Source organism: Desulfacinum hydrothermale DSM 13146 (assembly GCF_900176285.1).
Taxonomy (GTDB): Bacteria; Desulfobacterota; Syntrophobacteria; order Syntrophobacterales; family DSM-9756; genus Desulfacinum; species Desulfacinum hydrothermale.
In genome coordinates this window covers 284670-304377 of record NZ_FWXF01000001.1, presented here as the reverse complement: position 1 = coordinate 304377, position 19708 = coordinate 284670, and the positions used below count along the sequence as shown (strand labels likewise).

The 19708-nt window shown below is 63.6% G+C and carries 18 protein-coding genes and 1 tRNA gene; 13 read left to right on the top strand and 6 right to left on the bottom strand.

Going from position 1 to position 19708, the window contains the following annotated elements; all coding sequences use genetic code 11:
* The first annotated feature begins 173 nt into the window (after positions 1-173).
* Together B9A12_RS01445 and B9A12_RS01440 are read left to right on the top strand one after the other, a co-directional pair.
* Positions 174-824, top strand: coding sequence for a DNA integrity scanning protein DisA nucleotide-binding domain protein (locus tag B9A12_RS01445; RefSeq protein WP_084055761.1), 651 nt, complete (start codon positions 174-176; stop codon positions 822-824).
* A 34-nt stretch (positions 825-858) separates the two neighbouring features.
* Positions 859-1356, top strand: a complete 498-nt coding sequence (locus B9A12_RS01440; RefSeq protein WP_281247892.1) for an NYN domain-containing protein — start codon at positions 859-861, stop codon at positions 1354-1356.
* Between the two features lie 96 nt (positions 1357-1452).
* Here B9A12_RS01440 and B9A12_RS01435 read toward each other — a convergent pair.
* A tRNA-Pro gene (locus tag B9A12_RS01435) sits at positions 1453-1530 on the bottom strand.
* Positions 1531-1763: 233 nt separating this feature from the next.
* Entirely contained in the window at positions 1764-3023 is a 1260-nt protein-coding gene (locus B9A12_RS01430) for an MFS transporter (RefSeq protein ID WP_212636783.1), read from the bottom strand.
* Positions 3024-3404: 381 nt separating this feature from the next.
* Between B9A12_RS01430 and B9A12_RS01425 the strand changes: the two genes are divergently transcribed.
* The 8 genes from B9A12_RS01425 to B9A12_RS01390 all read left to right on the top strand — a co-directional run bounded on the left by B9A12_RS01425 (position 3405) and on the right by B9A12_RS01390 (position 11653).
* Entirely contained in the window at positions 3405-4451 is a 1047-nt protein-coding gene (locus tag B9A12_RS01425) for a GAF domain-containing protein (RefSeq protein ID WP_170920257.1), read from the top strand.
* Between the two features lie 46 nt (positions 4452-4497).
* On the top strand, positions 4498-5073 hold the full coding sequence (locus tag B9A12_RS01420; protein ID WP_084055758.1) for a 4Fe-4S dicluster domain-containing protein: 576 nt from the start codon (positions 4498-4500) through the stop codon (positions 5071-5073).
* A gap of 145 nt (positions 5074-5218) precedes the next feature.
* Positions 5219-6121, top strand: a complete 903-nt coding sequence (locus tag B9A12_RS01415) for a CoB--CoM heterodisulfide reductase iron-sulfur subunit B family protein (protein ID WP_084055757.1) — start codon at positions 5219-5221, stop codon at positions 6119-6121.
* Positions 6122-6132: 11 nt separating this feature from the next.
* Positions 6133-8091 (top strand): CoB--CoM heterodisulfide reductase iron-sulfur subunit A family protein, encoded by a 1959-nt coding sequence (locus tag B9A12_RS01410; protein ID WP_084055756.1) that lies wholly within the window; start codon positions 6133-6135, stop codon positions 8089-8091.
* Between the two features lie 106 nt (positions 8092-8197).
* Positions 8198-8707, top strand: a complete 510-nt coding sequence (locus B9A12_RS01405) for a hydrogenase iron-sulfur subunit (protein ID WP_084055755.1) — start codon at positions 8198-8200, stop codon at positions 8705-8707.
* Positions 8704-9654 carry a Coenzyme F420 hydrogenase/dehydrogenase, beta subunit C-terminal domain gene (locus B9A12_RS01400; RefSeq protein WP_139796432.1) on the top strand — a complete coding sequence of 317 codons (951 nt, stop codon included), beginning with the start codon at positions 8704-8706 and terminating at the stop codon, positions 9652-9654. The genes B9A12_RS01405 and B9A12_RS01400 overlap by 4 nt, the downstream gene beginning before the upstream one ends.
* Before the next feature lie 102 nt (positions 9655-9756).
* Positions 9757-10818, top strand: coding sequence for a 4Fe-4S dicluster domain-containing protein (locus tag B9A12_RS01395; protein ID WP_084055753.1), 1062 nt, complete (start codon positions 9757-9759; stop codon positions 10816-10818).
* Positions 10811-11653, top strand: a complete 843-nt coding sequence (locus tag B9A12_RS01390; RefSeq protein WP_084055752.1) for an FAD/NAD(P)-binding protein — start codon at positions 10811-10813, stop codon at positions 11651-11653. Before B9A12_RS01395 ends, B9A12_RS01390 begins: the two co-directional genes overlap by 8 nt.
* A gap of 116 nt (positions 11654-11769) precedes the next feature.
* Here the strand turns inward: B9A12_RS01390 and B9A12_RS01385 are convergent, their stop codons facing one another.
* From B9A12_RS01385 to B9A12_RS01370, 4 genes are all read right to left on the bottom strand, one after another.
* Entirely contained in the window at positions 11770-12900 is a 1131-nt protein-coding gene (locus tag B9A12_RS01385; RefSeq protein WP_139796431.1) for a DUF484 family protein, read from the bottom strand.
* Positions 12890-13390, bottom strand: coding sequence for a TIGR00725 family protein (locus B9A12_RS01380; protein WP_084055750.1), 501 nt, complete (start codon positions 13388-13390; stop codon positions 12890-12892). Before B9A12_RS01380 ends, B9A12_RS01385 begins: the two co-directional genes overlap by 11 nt.
* The gene (locus B9A12_RS01375) at positions 13391-14038 is read right to left on the bottom strand and encodes a protein-L-isoaspartate(D-aspartate) O-methyltransferase (protein WP_084055749.1); all 648 of its coding nucleotides are present in this window, start codon (positions 14036-14038) and stop codon (positions 13391-13393) included.
* A gap of 141 nt (positions 14039-14179) precedes the next feature.
* Positions 14180-16108 (bottom strand): hypothetical protein, encoded by a 1929-nt coding sequence (locus tag B9A12_RS01370; RefSeq protein ID WP_084055748.1) that lies wholly within the window; start codon positions 16106-16108, stop codon positions 14180-14182.
* A gap of 525 nt (positions 16109-16633) precedes the next feature.
* On the opposite strand from B9A12_RS01370, the gene B9A12_RS01365 reads away from it, so the two are divergent.
* From B9A12_RS01365 to feoB, 3 genes are all read left to right on the top strand, one after another.
* Complete coding sequence (locus tag B9A12_RS01365) at positions 16634-16891, top strand: FeoA family protein (RefSeq protein WP_170920256.1); 258 nt, start codon at positions 16634-16636, stop codon at positions 16889-16891.
* A 338-nt stretch (positions 16892-17229) separates the two neighbouring features.
* On the top strand, positions 17230-17472 hold the full coding sequence (locus tag B9A12_RS01360) for a FeoA family protein (RefSeq protein ID WP_084055746.1): 243 nt from the start codon (positions 17230-17232) through the stop codon (positions 17470-17472).
* Entirely contained in the window at positions 17469-19697 is a 2229-nt protein-coding gene (gene feoB / locus B9A12_RS01355) for a ferrous iron transport protein B (protein WP_084055745.1), read from the top strand. The genes B9A12_RS01360 and feoB overlap by 4 nt, the downstream gene beginning before the upstream one ends.
* Positions 19698-19708: the final 11 nt, after the last annotated feature.

The following is a 19708-nucleotide window of genomic DNA, read 5'->3' as shown; positions in this document are numbered from 1 at the left end:
ACTTGGACTCAACGCCTTTGGCCGTTAAGATACGCATATCCCCCCGGCCCTCTCCTGGCAACGGGTTTCGAGGACCGGACTCCGGGCCGGGTAGGGCCGGAGTAAGGAAAACCCGCTTTTTTTCCGGATCCGCTCCCAGGATTGAAGCCGATTCCAAAGGAGGATACCCCTTCATGGCCCCGTTTCGGCATGGAAAGTTATGGCCCCCCTTTCCCGGCGCCCAAGGAAGGCCCGGCCTGGACAGCCCCCTTTTTGACTCGGTCTGTTCTCAAAGACGCGGCGTCAATCCCAAGACTCTGGAAGCCGTGATCACCCTGGCGGTGGAAATCGCCCGGGAAGGCCGCGAAGGCCGCAAGGTGGGCACCCTTTTTGTGGTCTCCGACGCCCAGGAGGTCCTCAAGCGTTCCCGGACACTCATCCTGGATCCCCTCTACGGACATCCGGAAGAGGTCAAATCCATCCAAGACCCGGACATGCGGGAAACCATCAAGGAACTGGCCCAGCTGGACGGGGCCTTCATCGTCTCCGACACAGGCGTGGTGCTTTCCGCCTGCCGTTATCTCAACGCCACCGCGGAGGGGATCTCATTGCCCCTGGGCCTGGGGAGCCGTCACATGGCGGCAGCCTCCATCACCCACCAAACCGGGGCGGTGGCCGTGGTGGTTTCCGAAAGTTCCATCGTGCGCGTCTTCGACGACGGGGAACTCATCAGCGAAATCCTGCCGGAAATCTGGCTCTTCAGCCGTTTCAGCCTCCACCTCACCGGTCCCGTGTCGGAAGAAACGGAAGCCGACGTCATGGTGGTGAGCAAAAGGGAGGACTAGGAGCTTGATAGGTTCCTAAACGTTCCCCCCCTTGGTGGGAGGAGCTAGGGGAGGGAGTCGGAGGGTAACAAGGGGCCATCTTTTACCCTTACTGAGCAGGGGATATGGAGATGAGCTGACGGGATCACCCCCTTACCAATCCAGCTCACCCACAGAGGATGAGAAGCAACGCTATAGGAACTTCCAAAGATTCGTGCACTTCATAGACAACCAGGAAAGCTTTGAGGTGCGCCTCGGACGTCTCGAGAAAAGAGGATCGAGCTTCAATCAGAAGATGGTCGATGTTCTATTGAGCATCGATCGCGTTGAGTTGAGCGCCAAGGAAAGGATCGACACCGCGATCCTGGTTGCAGGCGACAGCGACTTCGTACCGGCTGTGCAGAAAGCGAAGAACAACGGAACCAGAGTGATCCTGGCCTGCTCATCGGATCGGAACGAATACCACCTGGAATTGTGGAAGACCGCAGATATCCGAATCCCTATTGACGAGGACAGGATGAGAGGGTGCAACGCCGGGAACTTATCGCAGTAAAAATGACCATCATTCTACCGGAACTGGAATAGGAGTCGTTACGTCCCAGGTGGCAAAAAAACCGGCCCCAAGAGGCCGGCCAGTTCATCGACTGCTTGGTCGGGGCGGGCGGATTTGAACCGCCGACCCCCTGCTCCCAAGGCAGGTGCGCTGACCAGTCTGCGCTACGCCCCGACGCCACGAAACACCACGCCGATCGGCTTTGGTGGGTAGCACAGCATCCCCCAAAAAGCAAGACGATTCCCGGGTTCTGAGGCCCACCGGTCCCTTCCGGTGGGCCTCCAGACCGTCCAAGACGCCTTGCCCTCACCCCTTGGGAATCCCAGACACGGCCCGAAGGCACGCAGGCTCGACACCGCACCCCATCCGGAACTGGAGTCCGTTCCCGGGCCATGGCGCGCCTCGGATCACGGCTTCGATCGCGGCATGTCCTTTCCCCACAAGGCAAAGCCCACCGTTCCCACCACGCCGAAGGCGAAGGCGGCCATCAGGTTCACCTCCGGGCCGATCCGCCACAGGAACGCCCCGCCCAACGCGGCGGCGCTCACCACCACATCGCGGATCAGATAATAGAGGCCGAACATGCCCGCCTTGCACCCCTCAGGGGCCAGCTCCATGATCAGCACCTTCCGGGTCGGTTCGCCGAACTCCTTGAGACCCCTCAGGATGAAGGCACCCACAAGGAAGGAAAAAGACCGGCAGAACAGGAGCACCAAGGGAAAGCAGGTGAAGAAGACGAAGGTGAGCAGCACAAAGGGCTTCTTGGTGCTTCGATCGGCCAGGTAGGCCACCGGGATGTAGACCAGCACGGCCGTGGTCATCTCGATGGTGGTCAGCAGTCCGAACTGAAGGGCCGATACCGGTTGGGCGATGGTCTTCATGCACCAGACCACCACAAAGGCGTAGGGGATCTGTTCGCAGAAGCGGATCAGGATGTCGGAGACGAGCAGCCCCTTCATGGGCCGGTTCATGAGGCGAAAGAGCTTGAGCGGGCTCTTCTCGGGCCTCAGTTCGCTGGCAGCGGCGCCATCCCGGCCGCCACCGTCCGTCTCGATCATCTTCTGCTGGAGAACCAGGGCGACCCCCGCCATGAAAACCGCAACGCCGAAGGCCACCCTGACCCCGTCTGTCTCTCCCCAGAGGCTGATGCACAGGCCGCCCAAGACGGGACCCAGCGCCATGGGGATGCGCCGCACCAGCGAGTGCATGCTCACACCCATGACACGCTTGTGCCGGGGCAGCACCCGGAAGATCAGGCTCAGGGTGGCTGGAGCCGAAATGGCCGACCACGAGATGAAGAGCACCGCTCCGGCCAGCACCGCCTGCCAGGTGGGCGCCACGATGGCCGCAGCGAATCCCGCCATGGCCACCAGGTTGAAGAAGAGCAGCGACTTCTTGACGCCGATCCGGTCCGAAAGGTAGCCCCCCGGGAAGGAATAGAGCGCCGAGAGTAGATTGTCCATGGCCTGCAGCAGTCCGACGGCCACCGCCCCGCCGCCCAGGGCCATGATATAGATGGGCAGGAAGCGCTCGGCCATCCGCTCGCCCAGGCCCACCAGCACCACCATGGAAAGCACCCCCACGGTGCTGCGCTGCAATCCGAGAAATCCACCGAGCCGTCTGCCCGTTTCCCGAAGCGTTTCAAGGGCCGACGCGTCTTTTCCCACGGGATTCTCCCTTCGCAAACAGCCTATCGTTGCAGGTGCCGGCAGTCGTGCGCGTTCCCACCCTCACCTATATACGCCCACTGGATCCAAAAGACCACACAACGGCCTCCGCCGTCACCTGTCCGAGCCTGGACCCTGGCCCTCAAAAAACGCCATCGGCCCCACCGACCCTCCTTCATCTTTTGCCTTGACCAGCGGCCCATGGTTTGGATAGCATGGGCCACGAATGAATGGTTATTCATTCAGTGGCCCCTCGAAGCCCTTGAGGGGCCTTTTGGACTCACCACCAAAGTGGATGCCCCCAGCCGCCCGCGGACACCGGCACACGACGTCCCGGCCCGATGGCGTGATGTCCCGGGCTTGAAGCGAAAAGAGGTGCCCATGGAAGCGCAGCAGATCCTGAAGCCGTTCGTGGAAGTGAGCCAGGCCCTGTGTGACGGCGTCGACAGCCAGAGCGTCATGAATCTCATCGCGCGACGTCTCACGGAGGCCCTGGAACTCAAGGGTGTGGTGGTCAAGGTCTACGACCCGGAACGCAAACGCCTGGAGCTCTTTTCCAGCTACGGGCTCACCGAGCACTTCCTCTTTTCCAAGCCCGCTCCGGGCAGCGTCTGCGCCGCGGTTCCCCCCCAGGTGGTGCAGATCAAGGATGTGCGAGCCGAAGACAACGGCGATTACGAAGCCATGATGGTGGAAGGCATCCGGGCCGCCGCCATCCTTCCCATGGAGGTGGACCAAGAGCCCCTGGGCATGGTGGTCCTCTTTTCCCAAGAACCCCGAACCCTCACCGAGGAAGAAATCCAATTCGCCAAGGCGCTGACCAGCCGCGCCTTCCTTTCCCTCGCCTGGGAACGCCGGGTGCACGGCATCATCGAACGGGAACGCCACTACCTCCAGAACTTCCAGGAGATCGCCCAGGCCATCAATTCCACGCTCACCATCAACAAGGTCCTCAAGCTGGTGGTCACCAAGATCACGGAGGTCATGGGAGTGCTGGGCACCTCGGTGCGGCTCCTTGACAACAAGACCAACACCCTGTACTTGGCTCAAGCTTGCGGGCTCAGCGAGCGCTTCCTCAACAAGGGCCCCGTGGACGCCCAGAAGAGCATCGCCGAAAACATGGCCGGCCACATCGTGGTGATCGAGGACGTCTACACGGATCCTCGCATCCAGTACCGGGCGGAGGTGATCGAGGAAGGGATCCGCAAGATCCTGTCCATCCCGCTGCAGGTGCGCGGAAAGGTGATCGGGGTGCTGCGCATCTTCACCGGGGACCGGGAACCATTCCACGATCTGGAGATCCAGTACGCCGCGGCCGTGGCCCAGCAGTGTGCCATGGCCATCGAAAACGCCCGCATGTACCAGAGGGTAAAGTACGAGTACCAGCAGCTGTTGATCGATTTCGGTTACGAAGGCAGCAGTAGCTGAGCCATTGCGTGGGAAGAACCAGCAACGCATCGGAATCGGACACGCCATGAAAAACGGCCAGAACCTCCTTCGCATCCAGGAAAGCCGCGACGCCGGATTCGTAGAACGGGTGGAACGCGAAAGCGGGCAGCGCGTCTCCCAGTGTTACCAGTGCGGTAACTGCAGCGCCAGCTGCGCCTACACCCACGTCTACGACTTTCCCGCCAACCAGATCATGCGCCTGATCCAGCTGGGCCAGAGGGACATGGTCCTCCGGTGCCGTTCCATTTGGCTGTGCGCCCAGTGCCAGGCGTGTACCACCCGGTGCCCGTGCAACATCGACGTGGCCCGGGTCATGGAGACGCTGCGGGTCATGGCCGTGGAGGCCGGCCAGGTGAGCGAAAAGGACATCCGGCTCTTCTACGACGAATTTTTGAAGTCCGTGGCCGCCTTCGGCCGCGTGTTCGAAACGGGGCTTTTGGCCGCGTACAACTTGAAGACCGGAAAGCCTCTGACCGACGCGGACCTGGCCCCGCAGGTGCTTCGAAAGGGCAAGCTGGCCCTCATGCCGCAGCGCATCCGGGGACGCAAGGAAGTGGCCGCCATCGTGCGCCGATTCGTGGACGCTCAGCCGCAACGCTAGGACGTCCCGCGCTGACGGGGCGTGACCAGGGGTTCCGGGCGGGAAGGGCGCCCCCCACACGCCAAAGGCCCTCCCCCCGGGAAAAACAATCATCGGGCTCCTGACAACAAAGCCTTGAACGGGACCCGAAGGGAATGCGAAGCCGATGAAGAGAACCGTCGCCTATTATCCGGGTTGTTCCCTGGAAGGACTGGCCGAGGAATACGATCGCTCCACCCGGGCGGTGTGCCGTGCCCTGGGCTTGGAACTGGTGGAGATTCCCGACTGGAACTGCTGCGGCTCCACGCCGGCCCATGGCTACACTCCCCTGCTTTCGGCGGCCCTCGCCGGACGCAACCTGGCTCTGGCAGAAGACGCGGGGCTGGACGTGGTCATGACGCCCTGTCCCGGTTGCCTGAAGGCGCTCAAGGGAAGCCTGGAAAAGTACCGCGAAGACCCTGCCTGCTTCCAGGACGCCCTGGGGCGTTCTTTTGACGGGCGTGTGCGGGTCGTCTCCATCCTGCAGCTGCTCCTGGAAAGGATCGGGCCGGAAGCCCTGGCGCAGGCCGTCCGCCACCCGCTCACCGGGGCCAATGTGGTGCCCTACTACGGATGCCTGCTCACCCGCCCGGCCTCCTTCGCCCAGTTCGACGACCCGGAAAATCCGGTGTCCATGGACCGGATTCTGGAAGCCATCGGCTGCACGGTGCCCGACTTTCCCTTCAAGACAGAATGCTGCGGGGCCACCTACGGCGTTACCCGCAACCCCATTGTGACGGGCCTCACAGGGCGGATCCTGGACATGGCCGTCCGCGTCGGCGCGGCCGCCGTGGCGGTGGCCTGCCCCTTGTGCCAGCAGAATCTGGACCTTCGCCAGCAGCAGGTGGAAAAGGCCAACCACCGGTCGTTCCGCCTTCCCGTACTCTACATCACGCAGCTGGTGGGGTTGGCCCTGGGACTCGCCCCGGAAGACCTGGGCCTGGACAAGCTCTTCGTCTCCCCGGAATCGCTCTTGTCGAGAATCGACCAGGCGTCGGATACCGCCGACTCCCTTTCCAACGCGGGCTGAGGATAGAGATCATGCGCATCGGTGTATTTGTCTGCCAGTGTGGAACCAACATCGCCTCGACCGTGGACACCGGGGCCGTGGCCCAGCGGGCCCTGGACTATCCCGACGTGGTCTTCGCCACCGACTACATGTACACCTGCTCGGAACCGGGTCAGCAGGAGATCCAGAAGGCCATCGCCGAACACCGGCTCCAGGGCGTGGTGGTGGCCGCCTGTTCGCCCCGCATGCACGAAGCCACGTTCCGCCGGGCCGTGGAAAAGGCGGGCCTCAACCGCTACATGTTCGAGATGGCCAACATCCGGGAGCATGTCTCCTGGATCGGTCAGGACAAGGGCGCCAATACCCTGAAGGCCATGGAGCTGGTGCGCATGGCCGTGGAGAAGCTTCGCCGCAACGAACCCCTGTTCGCCTCGGAAGTGCCCATCAACAAGCGGGTGCTGGTGATCGGGGGCGGCGTGGCCGGCATCCAGGCGGCGCTTGATTGCGCCGATGCGGGCCTGGACGTGGTCCTGGTGGAACGGGAACAGTCCATCGGCGGCAAGATGGCCAAGCTGGACAAGACATTTCCCACCATCGACTGTTCGTCGTGCATCCTGGGGCCCAAGATGGTGGACGTGGCCCAGAAGGAAAACATCACCCTGCACGCCTACAGTGAAGTGGAGGCCGTGAGCGGCTACATCGGCAATTTCACGGTGAAGATCCGCAAGAAGGCCACCTACGTGGACTGGGACGCCTGCACCGGCTGCGGCCTGTGCATGGAAAAGTGTCCGTCCAAGAAGACGGTGGACCGATTCAATGAGAACCTGGGAACCACCAGCGCCATCCAGATCCCCTTCCCCCAGGCCATCCCCAAGAAGGCCCGCATCCAAAAGGACGCCTGCCGTTACTTCGCCACGGGCAAGTGCAAGGTCTGCCAGAAGATCTGCCCCACCAACGCCATCCACTACGACATGGAAGACCGGGAGGTGGTGGAAGAGGTGGGCGCCATCATCGTGGCCACGGGCTACGATCTGTTTGATCCGGCTCCGTACGGGGAATACGGCGCCGGACGCTATCCGGACGTGATCACCGGCATCCAGTTCGAGCGCATCCTGAGCGCCTCGGGCCCCTTCGGCGGCCATGTGAAGCGCCCATCGGACGGCAAGGAACCGAAAGACATCGTTTTCGTGGCCTGCGTGGGGTCCCGCGACAAGTCCGTGGACCGACCCTATTGCTCCGGCATCTGCTGCATGTACATCGCCAAGCAGGCCATCCTGGCCCGGGACCATCTGCCGGGGGTCCAATGCTACGTCTTCTACATGGACATCCGCTCTCCCGGGAAAAACTACGACGAGTTCGTGCGCCGGGCCATTGAAGAATACGGCGTGCAATACATTCGCGGGCGGGTGGGCAAGATCTATCCCAGGGGCGACCGCATGGTGGTCCAGGGCGCCGACACCCTGCTGGGAGCCCAGGTGGAGGTGGAAGCCGACCTGGTGGTGCTGGCCACCGGCGTGGAATCGTCCCGGGGGGCCAAGGAGCTGGCGGAAAAGCTTCGCATCTCCTACGACCAGTACGGATTCTACATGGAAAGCCATCCCAAGCTGCGGCCTGTGGAAACCAACACGGCGGGGGTCTATCTGGCCGGCGCCTGCCAGGGTCCCAAGGACATCCCCGCCTCCGTGGCCCAGGGAAGTGCGGCGGCCTCCAAGGTCCTGGCCCTCTTCGCCCGGGACACCATCGCCACCGACCCGCAGGTGGCGGGTGTGCTGGAAAGCGTGTGCATCGGCTGCGGCAAGTGCCTGAGCGTGTGTCCTTTCGGGGCCATCCAGTGGAAGACCCTTCGGGACGGCAGCCGCAAGGCGGAGGTGTTGGAAACGGTCTGCCAGGGCTGCGGGCTGTGCAACGCCACCTGTCCGCCCAAGGCCATCCAACTCAAGCACTTCACCGACGACCAGATCCTGGCCGAGTTGGACGCCTTGTGCGCGTGAGGCCCGAGGCGCCAGGGGCGGGCCGGACCCTCCCGGAAAGTGGGATCCTGCCGGACCCGGGAAACGAGAACTGACGACCGGCAACTGAACCCGTGAGGCGGTGAGCGTGGACGAAAAGAACGACAAACAGCTTCGCATTGTGGGATTTCTTTGCAACTGGTGCTCCTACGGCGGCGCGGATACGGCGGGCGTATGCCGATTCAAGCAGCCGCCCCTGCTGCGCATCATCCGCATCCCCTGTACGGGCCGCATGGACCCGCTCTTTGTGGTGAAGGCCTTGGCCCAGGGAGCCGACGGCGTTCTCGTCTCCGGCTGCCATCCCAAGGACTGCCACTATGCGGTGGGTAACTTCTACGCTCGACGCCGCCTGGAACTGGTCAAGCGGTTTCTGCCCTTCGTGGGCCTGGACCCCAGGCGTTTTCACTACACCTGGGTATCGGCTTCCGAAGGCCAGCGCTGGCAGCAGGTGGTGAGCGAATTTTCCGCCGTGATCCAGGAGCTGGGGCCCAACCCGGGCTTCGGTCAAGACGCCGTCACCGAAAACGCCCCACAGGCGGTGTCCTCCCAAGGAGGAGCCGGGGACACCGAGCGATGCATCAGCCCGAGGAGCCTATGAAGACCTTGCACTCTCACCTGGAGGACCATTTCGAGGAGCTGGAGCTGGTCATCGGCTGGGAGATCGGCTTCGAGCCGCTCCGGGCCACCCCCGCTTTCGTGCGCAGGCGGGAAGACCTTGCCCGCCTTGTCTGGAATCCCTTGTGCGCTCCCAACTTGTCCGTCTACCTGCCCCAAATCCTCAAGAGCGCCGAGAAGACGGAAAAGAAAGTGGCCGTTTGCCTCAAGGGCTGCGACACCCGTTCCCTGACCGCCTTGATCCAGGAAGGGTTCGTGGACCGGGAAAGACTGCACGTGATCGGCCTGCCCTGCCCGGGAACGGTGGATCCCCAGGCGTTGGCCCAGGCCAGGAAGAACCGGGCTCCGGTCACCCAGGTCTCCTTTCAGGACAACCTGCTGATTCTCCATTCCTACGAGGGTACGGAAGAGATCCCACTGGATTCCGTTCTGGCCCGGCGGTGTCGCCGATGCCGCCAGCCCAATCCGCTGCTTGCCGACGTGGTTTTGGGCGACCCGGTACCGGCCCGCTGCGACGCGCCTTCTTTTGCCCATGTGGAGGCCGTCGATTCCCTGCCCCTGGAAGAACGCCGGGCCTACTGGGAAAGGGAATTGGACCGCTGCCTTCGCTGCTACGCGTGCCGAAACGCCTGCCCCTTGTGCGTCTGTCGGGACCGCTGCCTGGCCGAATCGCGGACGCCCAAGTGGACCACTCAGCGCGACAGTGTGCGGGACAAGTTTCTCTTTCACATGATCCATGCCCTGCACCTGGCGGGCCGGTGCACCGAATGCGGGGAATGCGAGCGGGTGTGTCCCGTGGGCATCCCCGTAGCCCTCTTCAAGGAAAAGATGGCCCAGATCGCTTTGGACCTGTGGGATTACCAGGCGGGAGTGGATCCGGCGGCCACGCCGCCGCTGCAAACCTTCGACCCGTCCGAGACGGGCATCTGAGCTTGGGAGGGCAAGGAACGAGCTCCAAGGCCCCAGGCATCCAGTCAAAGTGATTGACTCCTGACCGCCGGTCTTTCGCCTTGCCCCGAAAGAGGTAAGCCCATGGAAAAAGCTGTTTTCCTTCCGGATACGGAACTTCATGAAGCCCTTGCGGCCCTGAGCGCCGACGCGCAGGTGTGGGTGCCCGCCGGCGACGCCTCCAAGCCCGACCTGGTTCGGTTCCAGCGCTACCGGCCCGGCTTGTCCGTGCGGCTGGACGCGCGCAGCTTGGTCTCGGCCAAGGAAGTCCTCTTTCCCCGGTCGGAAGCCCTGCTTCGCTTCGTCAAGGAAAAGGACCTTTCGGTTCCTGCAGGCCACCGGCTTCACGTGGACGACACCCGCACCGTCCCACCGGCCGTGGTCTTCGGCTGTCGGCCGTGCGACGCCCGCGGATTTCTCACCTTCGATCGGGTCTTCCTCCAAGGGCCCTACCGGGATCCCTACTACGCGGAACGCCGGGAAAAGACCACCTTCGTTTCCCTGGTCTGCCGGGACGCGGATGGGGCCTGCTTTTGTTCCGCCGTGGGAAGCGGTCCCGCGGATCCGCAAGGAAGCGACGCGCAGCTCATTGCCCTACCCGACGGCTACGTGTTGCGGGCCATCACACAGCGGGGCGCCGCCTTGGTGGAAAAGATCGGCCGTGGCCCCACCGCGGAACAGATCCAGGCGGCCCGGGACATGCTGGACCAAGCCGGCCGTGAGATGGTGGGGGAAGGCTCCCTCACGGCCATGGATGCGGCCTTCCGGGCCCGATTCCAGGACGCCGCCTTCTGGCACGGCCACATCGACAAGTGCCTCAGCTGCGGCCTGTGCACCTTCGTCTGTCCCACCTGCTACTGCTTTACCATCACCGACGAGGCCCGTGGTCTGAGCGGGGAACGCATCCGGTCCTGGGACGCGTGCATGTTCCCCCACTTCACCCTGGAGGCCAGCGGCCACAACCCGCGCCCGTCCAAGGTGGAACGCTACCGCAACCGGGTGGGACACAAGTTCAGTTATTTCGTCTCCAAATACGGGCAGGTGGCCTGCTGTGGCTGCGGCCGCTGCATCCGCCACTGCCCCGTTTCGGTGGATATCCGCGCGGTGGTCCGTGATCTGCCCGTCCAGGAGGAGGTGCATGCCTAACGTGGTGAGCAAGAACAATCCCTATCTGCCGCAGATGGGCACCATCCGAGAAATCATTCAGGAAACGCCCAACATCAAGACCTTTCGGATCGTGCTGGACGACCCGGAACAGATGGCCGCCTTCCGTTTCGAGCCCGGCCAGGTGGGACAGCTGTCCGTCTTCGGGGTGGGTGAATCCACCTTCGTCATCAACTCGCCGCCCACCCGCCGCGAATATCTGCAGTTCAGCGTTATGAAAACAGGTGAGGTGACCCGGGCCCTGCATCGCCTCTGCGAGGGGGATCCCATCGGCGTCCGCGCGCCTCTGGGCAACAGCTTTCCCGTGGAGGCCCTCAAGGGCAAGGATATCCTCTTCGTGGGAGGCGGCATCGGCATGGCGCCCCTTCGGACCCTGCTGCTCACCATGGTGGACCGGCGTGAGGAATTCGGAGACATCACGGTGATCTACGGCGCCCGCTCTCCCCAGGACCTGTGCTACCGGTACGAGTTCGACCAGTGGAGGGCCGCCGGCGTCAACCTGGTTCTCACCGTGGACCGGGAATTTCCCGGCTGGGAGGAACGGGTGGGATTCGTTCCCACCGTCTTGGCGGAAGAGGCCCCCAGCCCCTACAACCGGGTGGCCATCACCTGTGGACCTCCCATCATGATCAAGTTCGTCCTGGCGGGCCTCAAGGAGCTGGGCTACGAAGACGACCAGATCCTCACCACCCTGGAACGGCGCATGAAATGCGGCATCGGCCTGTGCGGCCGTTGCAACATCGGGGACACCTACGTGTGCGTGGACGGTCCGGTCTTTTCCAACACGCAGCTGCGCCAAATGGTTTCCGAGCTGTAAAAATGAGGGCGTGCCGCCCGGCTTCAGGGCGGCTCCACGGCAGGGTCGTTTCCAAAACGGTGATGTGAACCCGGCCCTTCCGGGCCTCGAGGGCGAAGGCCTGCACGGAAAGACCTTCAGGATCGGCCGGCGGATTCCGTCTCTTGGGGAAGGCGCTGGGCGGCCTTGGCCTGGCACAGGGACTTTTGGACCGCATCCAGCAGATCCTGGGCCCGCTCCATGGTCCCGGTCAGGGTGGCCACCCCGATGCGGGGCCGGATGAGAAGGACGGTCCGTTGGCGCCGGAAGGGGGAGCGGCGGATCAGGTCCATGAGGCGGTCCCGGAGCACCTGGGCCTCCCGCTCGTCTGCGTAGGGGCACACCACCAAAAACTCCACACTGCCGTAACGCCCGATGAAGCCTTCACCATCCGGGAAGGTGCGGCGCAGCAGTTCCCCCACGTGGTTCAGCACGGGACCCACCATGTCTTCATGGCCGAAGGCCTCGTCCACGAATTCCAGGTCCACGGCCAGCACAGACAGATCCGTGGACTTCCGCCTGGCCCGCCGGAACTCCCGTTCCAACACCGAATGAATCTGGAAGAAATTGAGCAGACCGGTGGCTTCGTCCCGATCGGAAAGCTCCTTGGCCCTTTCGTAGGCCAGGCAGTTTTCCATGCACAGAGCCACCTTGTGGCCCATCTGTTCCAACAGCTCCGTCCCGTCCCCGGGCCGGTAGTGGTGGGGATCGCGACTGGCAAGCAGCAAGAACCCGAAGAAAAGGTCGTGGATACGAAGCGGCACCAGGGCGGCGGAGCCGATGGGAGGAAAATCCTCCGGGAGGTTCATGAGCGCGGCCACGGCCGTTTCGTCCAGGAGCCGTGGGCCGCAGGCTTCCTCCCCGGGCCCCTGGGGATCGTCCGGCAGGGCGCAGGAGACGATGCACGCCCCGTCTCCGGCCCAGAGCACCCGGGCACCGTCTCCGTTGGCCAGTTGCGGGAAGAAGCGCTCCAGCACGTCCGGATGGCCCACCGCCAAAACCACCCCGTCCAGATCGAAGCGGCGCCGGATTTCCTCCAGAAGCTGCGAAGCCAGCAGATCGAATTGGCGGGTGCGGAAAAGCACCTTCTCGATCTCCACCATGTGGCGCCAGATGGCTTCGTTGGCCGCGGCGGTGCGAATCACCGATTCCAGTTCCCGGCGCAGCGCCTTGTTTTCCCGGATGAGCTCGGCCAACGACATCCGTTCCCTGGGTGTCTTATCCGTCACGCTCCACTCCCTTTCCTCGGGATGATGCCATCCGTTTTCGAGCCGCCGCCACGGCCCGCTCCACGGCCTCCTCCGGCGATTCCACGATCCGGGCACCCGGAACCTCACAGGGCGGATGGATACAAAAGACGGGCTTGGCCGCTTTCAGGGCCAGGGCGATCTCGGAGAGGGTCCCGTAGCCGCCGTGCACGGACACCACAGCGTCCGCCGTCTGCACAATCACGGCGTTGCGGGCCTGGCCCATGTTGGTGGCGATGGGATGATCGATATGGGGATTGGCACTCCATGTGTCGGCACCGGGCAGAATCCCCAGGGTGACCCCGCCAGCTTCCTTGGCGCCTTGGGCCGCCGCCTCCATAACACCGCCCAGCCCGCCAGAGATGAGCACGGCTCCGGCTTTGGCAATGGCCGACCCGACCCGCCGCGCCGCCTCGGCGGCGGCCTCGGAGGCCGTTCCGGCTCCCACCACGGCGATCACCGGTCGACGCACCTATTCCTCCCAGCCCCACTTGCCCACCAGATCCACGAACCGACAGCCGCCCAAGTGGCTCTTTCGCACCCCTTCCGGAACCCGCTCCACCAACACCAGCTCCTGGCTGAGCCGGTCCCCCACGGGAACGATCAGCCGTCCCCCCACGGCCAGCTGATCCACCAGCGGCTGGGGCACCTGGGGAGCGCCGGCCGATACCAGGATGGCGTCGAACGGCGCCTCTTCGGGCCAGCCCACCGTTCCATCGCCCACACGGAGCACCACGTTTCGGTATCCCAGTTGTTCCATCGTCTTGCGGGCTCGGTGCAGCAGGCTCGGAAGGCGCTCGATGCTGAAGACCGTATCGGCCAACTCGGCCAGCACCGCCGTCTGGTAGCCGGACCCGGTGCCGATCTCCAACACCTTCTCCGTTCCCTGGAGCTGGAGGGCTTCGGTCATGAGCGCCACGATGTACGGCTGGCTGATGGTCTGTTTATCACCGATGGGAAGGGGATGGTCGGCGTAGGCCTGGCTCTGGAGTGCTTCGCTCACAAAGAGATGCCGCGGCACCTTGCGCATGGCGGCCAGAACCCGCGGATCATGAATGCCCCGGGGAATCAGCTGGGTTTCGACCATCCGGTCGCGGGCTTTTTGAAAATTGTGCGTCATGGTCTCGTGATCTGCCGCTTATCCAATGGGGTAGCTGCTGTTGGCAAGGAGGTTCACATTGCACGAATGTTTTTCAAAAAAAGCACCTACCCCATAGAACTATCCGAGAACATTGTCAATTCCTTTTTCCCCCAGCCCGTCTCACAAAAGGTTGGCCCATCGGGCGTAGAGGCCCCACACATGGTCCCGCCCCGGGTCCGCCGGGCCGCGGGAACGGTTTCGTCCGAGCACCAACCGGCGCAGGCGGCGGCGAAAGAACGCCCCCAAGGGGAGCCGGCACCGATCCCAGCCGATCCAGGCGGGAAGCAGGTCCGCGTCGGTGGGAAGGGACAGGAGCGGCTCCACCTGGGTGCCTGCGTAAAGGGCATGGATCCCGTCCTTCCACGACGAGTCGTAGGGGTCCAGATTCGGGCTAGGGCTGGAAAAGATTTCTTTTAATCCCATGGGATGGTGGGTGTCGTCCAGGGGACGAAGCACATAGAGGCAGCCCGGACGGGCGATCTGCCCCAGGATGCTTTCTGCGTCCTGACGCCCCCAGCGTCCGTCACCGAAGACGCCGAAGCCAAGGAATTGATCCGGCTCCCAATGTTTTCGAAGCGCCAAGGCCAGGCTGGGATCCGCCGAGCGGGCCGTATCCTCCCAAAAAAGGATCACGGGCGGCTCCTCCAGCCCCTGGAGAAAGGAAAAGAGCGCCCTCAGGTAGCCCGCATCCCCATCCCGCCTGGAAGAGATGAAGAACTTATCGATCCAGGGAAGGACGAGGGACTCCACGCGCCCTTCTTGGAGCCACAACCTTCCCTCAGCCAGAAAGGCCTCCAGAAGGGTCCAGCCCCGAGGCCAGAGCACACGGCGTCCTTGCCACCAGCCGTAGAGACGCGGGAGAGAAAGCCTCTGGTGGGGCGCAAGCCACCCCGGCCACGCATAGGGAAGCGTGGGCGCTTGGTCCATGAACTCCTGGGGATTCACAAGGGATGCAAAAAGGTGCAGATAGCGCTCCAAGAAGGCCGCATCAGACGGCGCCAGCCGACTCCTCCCCCAAGCCTCCCACAGGGCGAAGAGTACCTTGGGCCGCGCCAGCCGCTTTTCCCATTGGCGCCAGAGGGACTGGGGGATCGATGCTTCGGTGGCCTCTTGGGACCTTCCGTCGGCCCGGCGCACACGTTCCCACACGCGCCGGTAAAATTGGCGCCCCCGCTCCGGATCGGGAAATTGCTCCCCCAGGCTTTCGAAGGCCCAGCCTCCGCAGGCGGCCAGGGTGGCGTTGTGGAGGCTGAGGACCACACGTCGCTTCTTTCGGCTCACCGCCGTGGCAAGACGGCGGATCGCCACCAGCTCTTCGGCTGTCCGTTCCGCAAGGCGGTCCAGGACACACCGTCGGCTCCTCGACCAAAAGCCCGGCTGAGGCGGGATCTTCGGGCAGCAGGACGCACGGACGGGGCAGGTGATGGGATACAACATGGCCCGGCCCACGCGCAGCCACCGCCCGCGATCAAAGCGGGCGAGCTGCACCCGCGGGCTTCGCATCCACACGGAGGCCAGATCCCGAAGGGTCACCACGGACCAGGGCGGCGGAACTTGCCGCCCCATGCGGGTCCCCAACAACCGCAGACACCGAAGCCAGGCGCGCCGGGACGATGGGCGGCGGTACGGCTTGGGGATCGGAGGCCCCCAGGCCATCAGTGGGCTCAGCGGATAGGGTCGGCTCTGGAGATAGCCGGGCAGGCGTCTCAGAACGGCACGAGCCCTCCCGCGTGCCCCCTGCAGGGAATCCTTTCGGGAAGCGAAACGCCGCTTCCAGGTTCCGACCTTTCCCGCCCTGCCCCGGGTCGGGCTGCCGTCCTCTTCCAGCCAGCACAGCAGGTCCAAAAGGAACGTGATCAGCTCCCTGTCCAGGGCCGGCAGAGGCATCCCAAGCGCGGCCTCCAGGACCCCGCTCCAATGCTCCCAGTCCCCCCCGTCCCGGGGAGCAAAGAGAGCCAGCAAGGCCGTTTCCCGCACCTGCGGATTCGGGTGAGCCGCCCTTTGGACCAGACGCCTCAGGCCCTGATCGGGGGTCTTGGGATCCTGCACTGTCTGTCCCCCTGAAGGAATCAACGGCCATCCGGGGTGGGGAGTGCGACGCACGCTTCTTTGCCCTTCCGTCTCACGTTTCACCACTCGCCGCGATCTTCACATCGGGGCGCGGAGGCGCCGTTCACGATGCCCCCCGCCTTCCAACCGCGCCTTCCAGGATCTTCCAAAACCACGGCTGGAACAAGTCAAAAGGCGAAAGCACCGGCGCCCAACGCAATTCAGACACCGTACGTCCCCACCTTCCGTCGGCACTCGAAGGGAGCAACCTGGGCGTTCTCGGGCCGGCTCCAAGGGATCCTTCCAGGGCTCCCTTGCCCCTCTTGCCGCCATCCTTATCTTTAGTTGGAATGGAGACGGCGGCAGGATGGAAAGCATCCAGTGAAGTTCGGTCATCCGAGTCAAGTTTTCCCATGACCAATTTCCTGTTGACTCCGCATAAAGTTTGGAGTACCTAACAACAAAACTCGACTGGAGAGGTCGGCAATGAACTGGTGGACACGAGGAAGAGGATCCTGCGCTACGGTGAGTCGTGAAAACGGTTGTGGAAAGCTGATTCCTCTTTCCCACGCCCGGTCGGGGTCGCGCCTCAAGGTGCGGCGCATCGACGGAGGGCGCAGGTTGTGCGCCCGCATGGCCGCCCTGGGGATCTACCCGGGGGCGGAGCTGGAACTGGTTTGCGCCGGTTGCGACTGCCCGTGCCTGGTGAAGGTACACGGAAGCACCCTCAGCCTGGGGGCGGGGATATCTCGCAAGATTCTGGTCAGCGGCCCGTCGAACTGAACGCGGGTGCCGGAAGGTGGATGCCGGCATCGGGGAAAAAAGATCGCGGCCCATGGACGGAGATCACCGGGGAGGAGAACCGGATGGGGTCCTGAGGTTGCTTTTTTTGGGGTCCATAAGTTAGGGCCACCTAATTTGGGAGGGACCTTGGTGGGTCAACGCAACGCTTCCTTGAGCAGACACGCCGTCCCCGACCACAAGGGACACGGGGCGCAGAAAGGCCAATCAACCGGCCGCCGGGGGGCTTCCCCGCCCCCTGAACCTGAAACCTTTCATGGACACAGGGAAAAACCGGGCATGGTGCTTCGTTCCCATGACCCGTCAGGATGGAGGCTTTTATGAAAACGGTTCTCTTGCGACACATGCAGCCCAAGCAGAGCGGGGTCATCGTGAAGGTGACGGCCACCGGGGAGCTGGGCTGGCGCATTCGGGACATGGGCCTGGTGCCGGGCACCCCCCTCCACGTCCAGGGTCGAGCGCCGCTCAAGGACCCCGTGGCGATCCGGATCCGGGATTTCACCCTCACCTTGCGAAACAACGAAGCGGATCACATTCACGTGGAGGTTGCAGACGGCTCATGAGCGCATCGGCCAAGGAACACCTGTTCGCCCTGGCGGGTAATCCCAACTGCGGCAAGACCACCCTTTTCAACGCCATCACCGGGGCCCGCCAGCACGTGGGCAATTATCCCGGGATCACGGTGGAGAAGAAGGAAGGCCTGTGCAGCCTGGACGGGCACACCATCCGGCTGGTGGACCTTCCCGGAACCTATTCCCTCACGGCCTACTCCCTGGAAGAGCTGGTGGCCCGGGATTTCCTGGTCCACGAAAGGCCGGAGGTGGTCATCAACATTGTGGACGCGTCCAATCTGGAACGGAACCTCTACCTGACGGTGCAGCTCCTGGAGCTGGGCGTACCGGTGGTGGTGGCCCTCAACATGGTGGACGTGGCGGAAAGCCGCGGCGTCCGGATTCACTGCGATGAACTGTCTCGACGCCTGGGCGTGCCCGTGGTTCCCACGGTGGCCCGGCGCGGAGAAGGCAAGGAATCGCTCCTCAAGGCGGCCGTGCAAACGTCCGAAAGCGGCCGTAAGTGGGAGCCCTTGCGCTTGTCCTACGGGGCGGACATCGACCCGACCCTCCAGGATATGGAACAGATCATCGAGGAAAAGGGGCTGCTCACGGATCTCTATCCGGCCCGCTGGACGGCCCTGAAGATCCTGGAAGAGGACGAACAGGTGCTGGGCAAGGCCCGCGAGGCGGATCCCGATCTCACCCAGCGGCTGTTGTCCCTGGCGGCCAAGGTGATCACGCACATCCAAAAGACCCTGGACAGCTACCCGGAAGCCATTATCGCGGACCACCGCTACGGTTACATCTCGGGGCTCATGCGCCAAGGCATCGTGGAACAGCGGTGGCGGGGCGACCGGCTGCTTTGGTCGGATCAGATCGACCGAGTCCTCACCAACCGATTCTTCGGTCCCCTCATCATGCTGGCCGTTCTTTACGGGGTTTACCAGATCACCTTCACCTACAGCGAGATACCCGTAGGCTGGTTCGAAGCGGCCTTCTCCGCCCTGGGATCCTGGGCCGAAAGCGTTCTGCCGGAGGGACCCGTACGATCCCTGGTGATATCGGGCATCATCAACGGCGTGGGCGGCGTGGTGGGGTTCGTCCCTCTGATCTTTCTCATGTTTTTGGCCATCGCCTTCCTGGAAGACACGGGCTATCTGGCCCGGGCCGCCTACATGCTGGACCGCGTGTTTCGGATCTTCGGTCTTCACGGCAACTCTTTCATGGCCTTCATCATCTCGGGGGGCATCGCGGGAGGATGCGCCGTGCCGGGCGTCATGGCCACCCGCACCCTGCGCAGTTCCCGGGAAAGGCTGGCCACTCTGCTCACGGCCCCCTTCATGAACTGCGGGGCCAAGGTGCCCGTGTTGGCCATGTTGATCGCCGCCTTCTTTTCGGAAAACCGGGCCCAGGTCATGTTTCTTCTCACCCTGCTGGCGTGGATTTTTGCCCTGGTGCTGGCCAAGCTCCTTCGATCCACCATCCTGCGGGGCCCCAGCACGCCGTTTCTACTGGAACTGCCGCCCTACCGGATCCCCACCTTCAAGGGACTCATGATCCACACCTGGGAACGGATCTGGCAATACGTGAGCAAGGCGGGCACGACGATTCTGGCCATCTCCGTGCTGTTGTGGGCGCTCATGGCCTTTCCGGGACTGCCGGAAGAAAAGAGAGCGGTCTTCGAAAAAGGGCGACAGGAAGTCGTGGCGGGCCTTCCCGCGGAAGTTCGCGCGCCACTGCTGGCGGGTGAGGATCCAGCATCTTCCGACCCGGCGGTGATTCAGGCCGCGACGGCGCTGGCGGAGCTTTCCCGACAGGAGGCCACGGAAGCCCTGAAGTATTCCTTCGCCGGCCGTATGGGCAGGGCCTTGGAAACCTTCAGCCGGTGGTGCGGATTCGACTGGCGCACCAACGTGGCCCTGGTGGGAGGGTTCGCAGCCAAGGAGGTCATCATCTCCACCCTGGGAACCGCCTATTCGCTGGGACAGGTGGAAGCGGACCAGAGTCTGTCTCTGAGCCAGCGGCTTCAGCAAGATCCCCACTGGAAGCCCCTGACCGCCCTGGCGGCCATGATCTTCATCATGCTCTATTCGCCCTGCTTTGTCACCGTCACATGCATCGTGAAGGAAACCGGTTCCTGGAAGTGGGGCCTCTTTTCCATGGCCTTCAACACGACGGTGGCCTTTGTCTTCGCGACAGCCGTCTACCAGGGCGGACGCCTGCTGGGATTCTGAAAGGACAAAGG

Bases quoted from the DNA above. Each gene is read 5' to 3' on its own strand.
- B9A12_RS01445 (WP_084055761.1), top strand. From the start codon at position 174: ATGGCCCCGTTTCGGCATGGAAAGTTATGGCCCCCCTTTCCCGGCGCC.
- B9A12_RS01425 (WP_170920257.1), top strand. From the start codon at position 3,405: ATGGAAGCGCAGCAGATCCTGAAGCCGTTCGTGGAAGTGAGCCAGGCC.
- B9A12_RS01420 (WP_084055758.1), top strand. From the start codon at position 4,498: ATGAAAAACGGCCAGAACCTCCTTCGCATCCAGGAAAGCCGCGACGCC.
- B9A12_RS01415 (WP_084055757.1), top strand. From the start codon at position 5,219: ATGAAGAGAACCGTCGCCTATTATCCGGGTTGTTCCCTGGAAGGACTG.
- B9A12_RS01410 (WP_084055756.1), top strand. From the start codon at position 6,133: ATGCGCATCGGTGTATTTGTCTGCCAGTGTGGAACCAACATCGCCTCG.
- B9A12_RS01400 (WP_139796432.1), top strand. From the start codon at position 8,704: ATGAAGACCTTGCACTCTCACCTGGAGGACCATTTCGAGGAGCTGGAG.
- B9A12_RS01395 (WP_084055753.1), top strand. From the start codon at position 9,757: ATGGAAAAAGCTGTTTTCCTTCCGGATACGGAACTTCATGAAGCCCTT.
- B9A12_RS01390 (WP_084055752.1), top strand. From the start codon at position 10,811: ATGCCTAACGTGGTGAGCAAGAACAATCCCTATCTGCCGCAGATGGGC.
- B9A12_RS01375 (WP_084055749.1), bottom strand. From the start codon at position 14,038: ATGACGCACAATTTTCAAAAAGCCCGCGACCGGATGGTCGAAACCCAG.
- B9A12_RS01360 (WP_084055746.1), top strand. From the start codon at position 17,230: ATGAAAACGGTTCTCTTGCGACACATGCAGCCCAAGCAGAGCGGGGTC.
- feoB (WP_084055745.1), top strand. From the start codon at position 17,469: ATGAGCGCATCGGCCAAGGAACACCTGTTCGCCCTGGCGGGTAATCCC.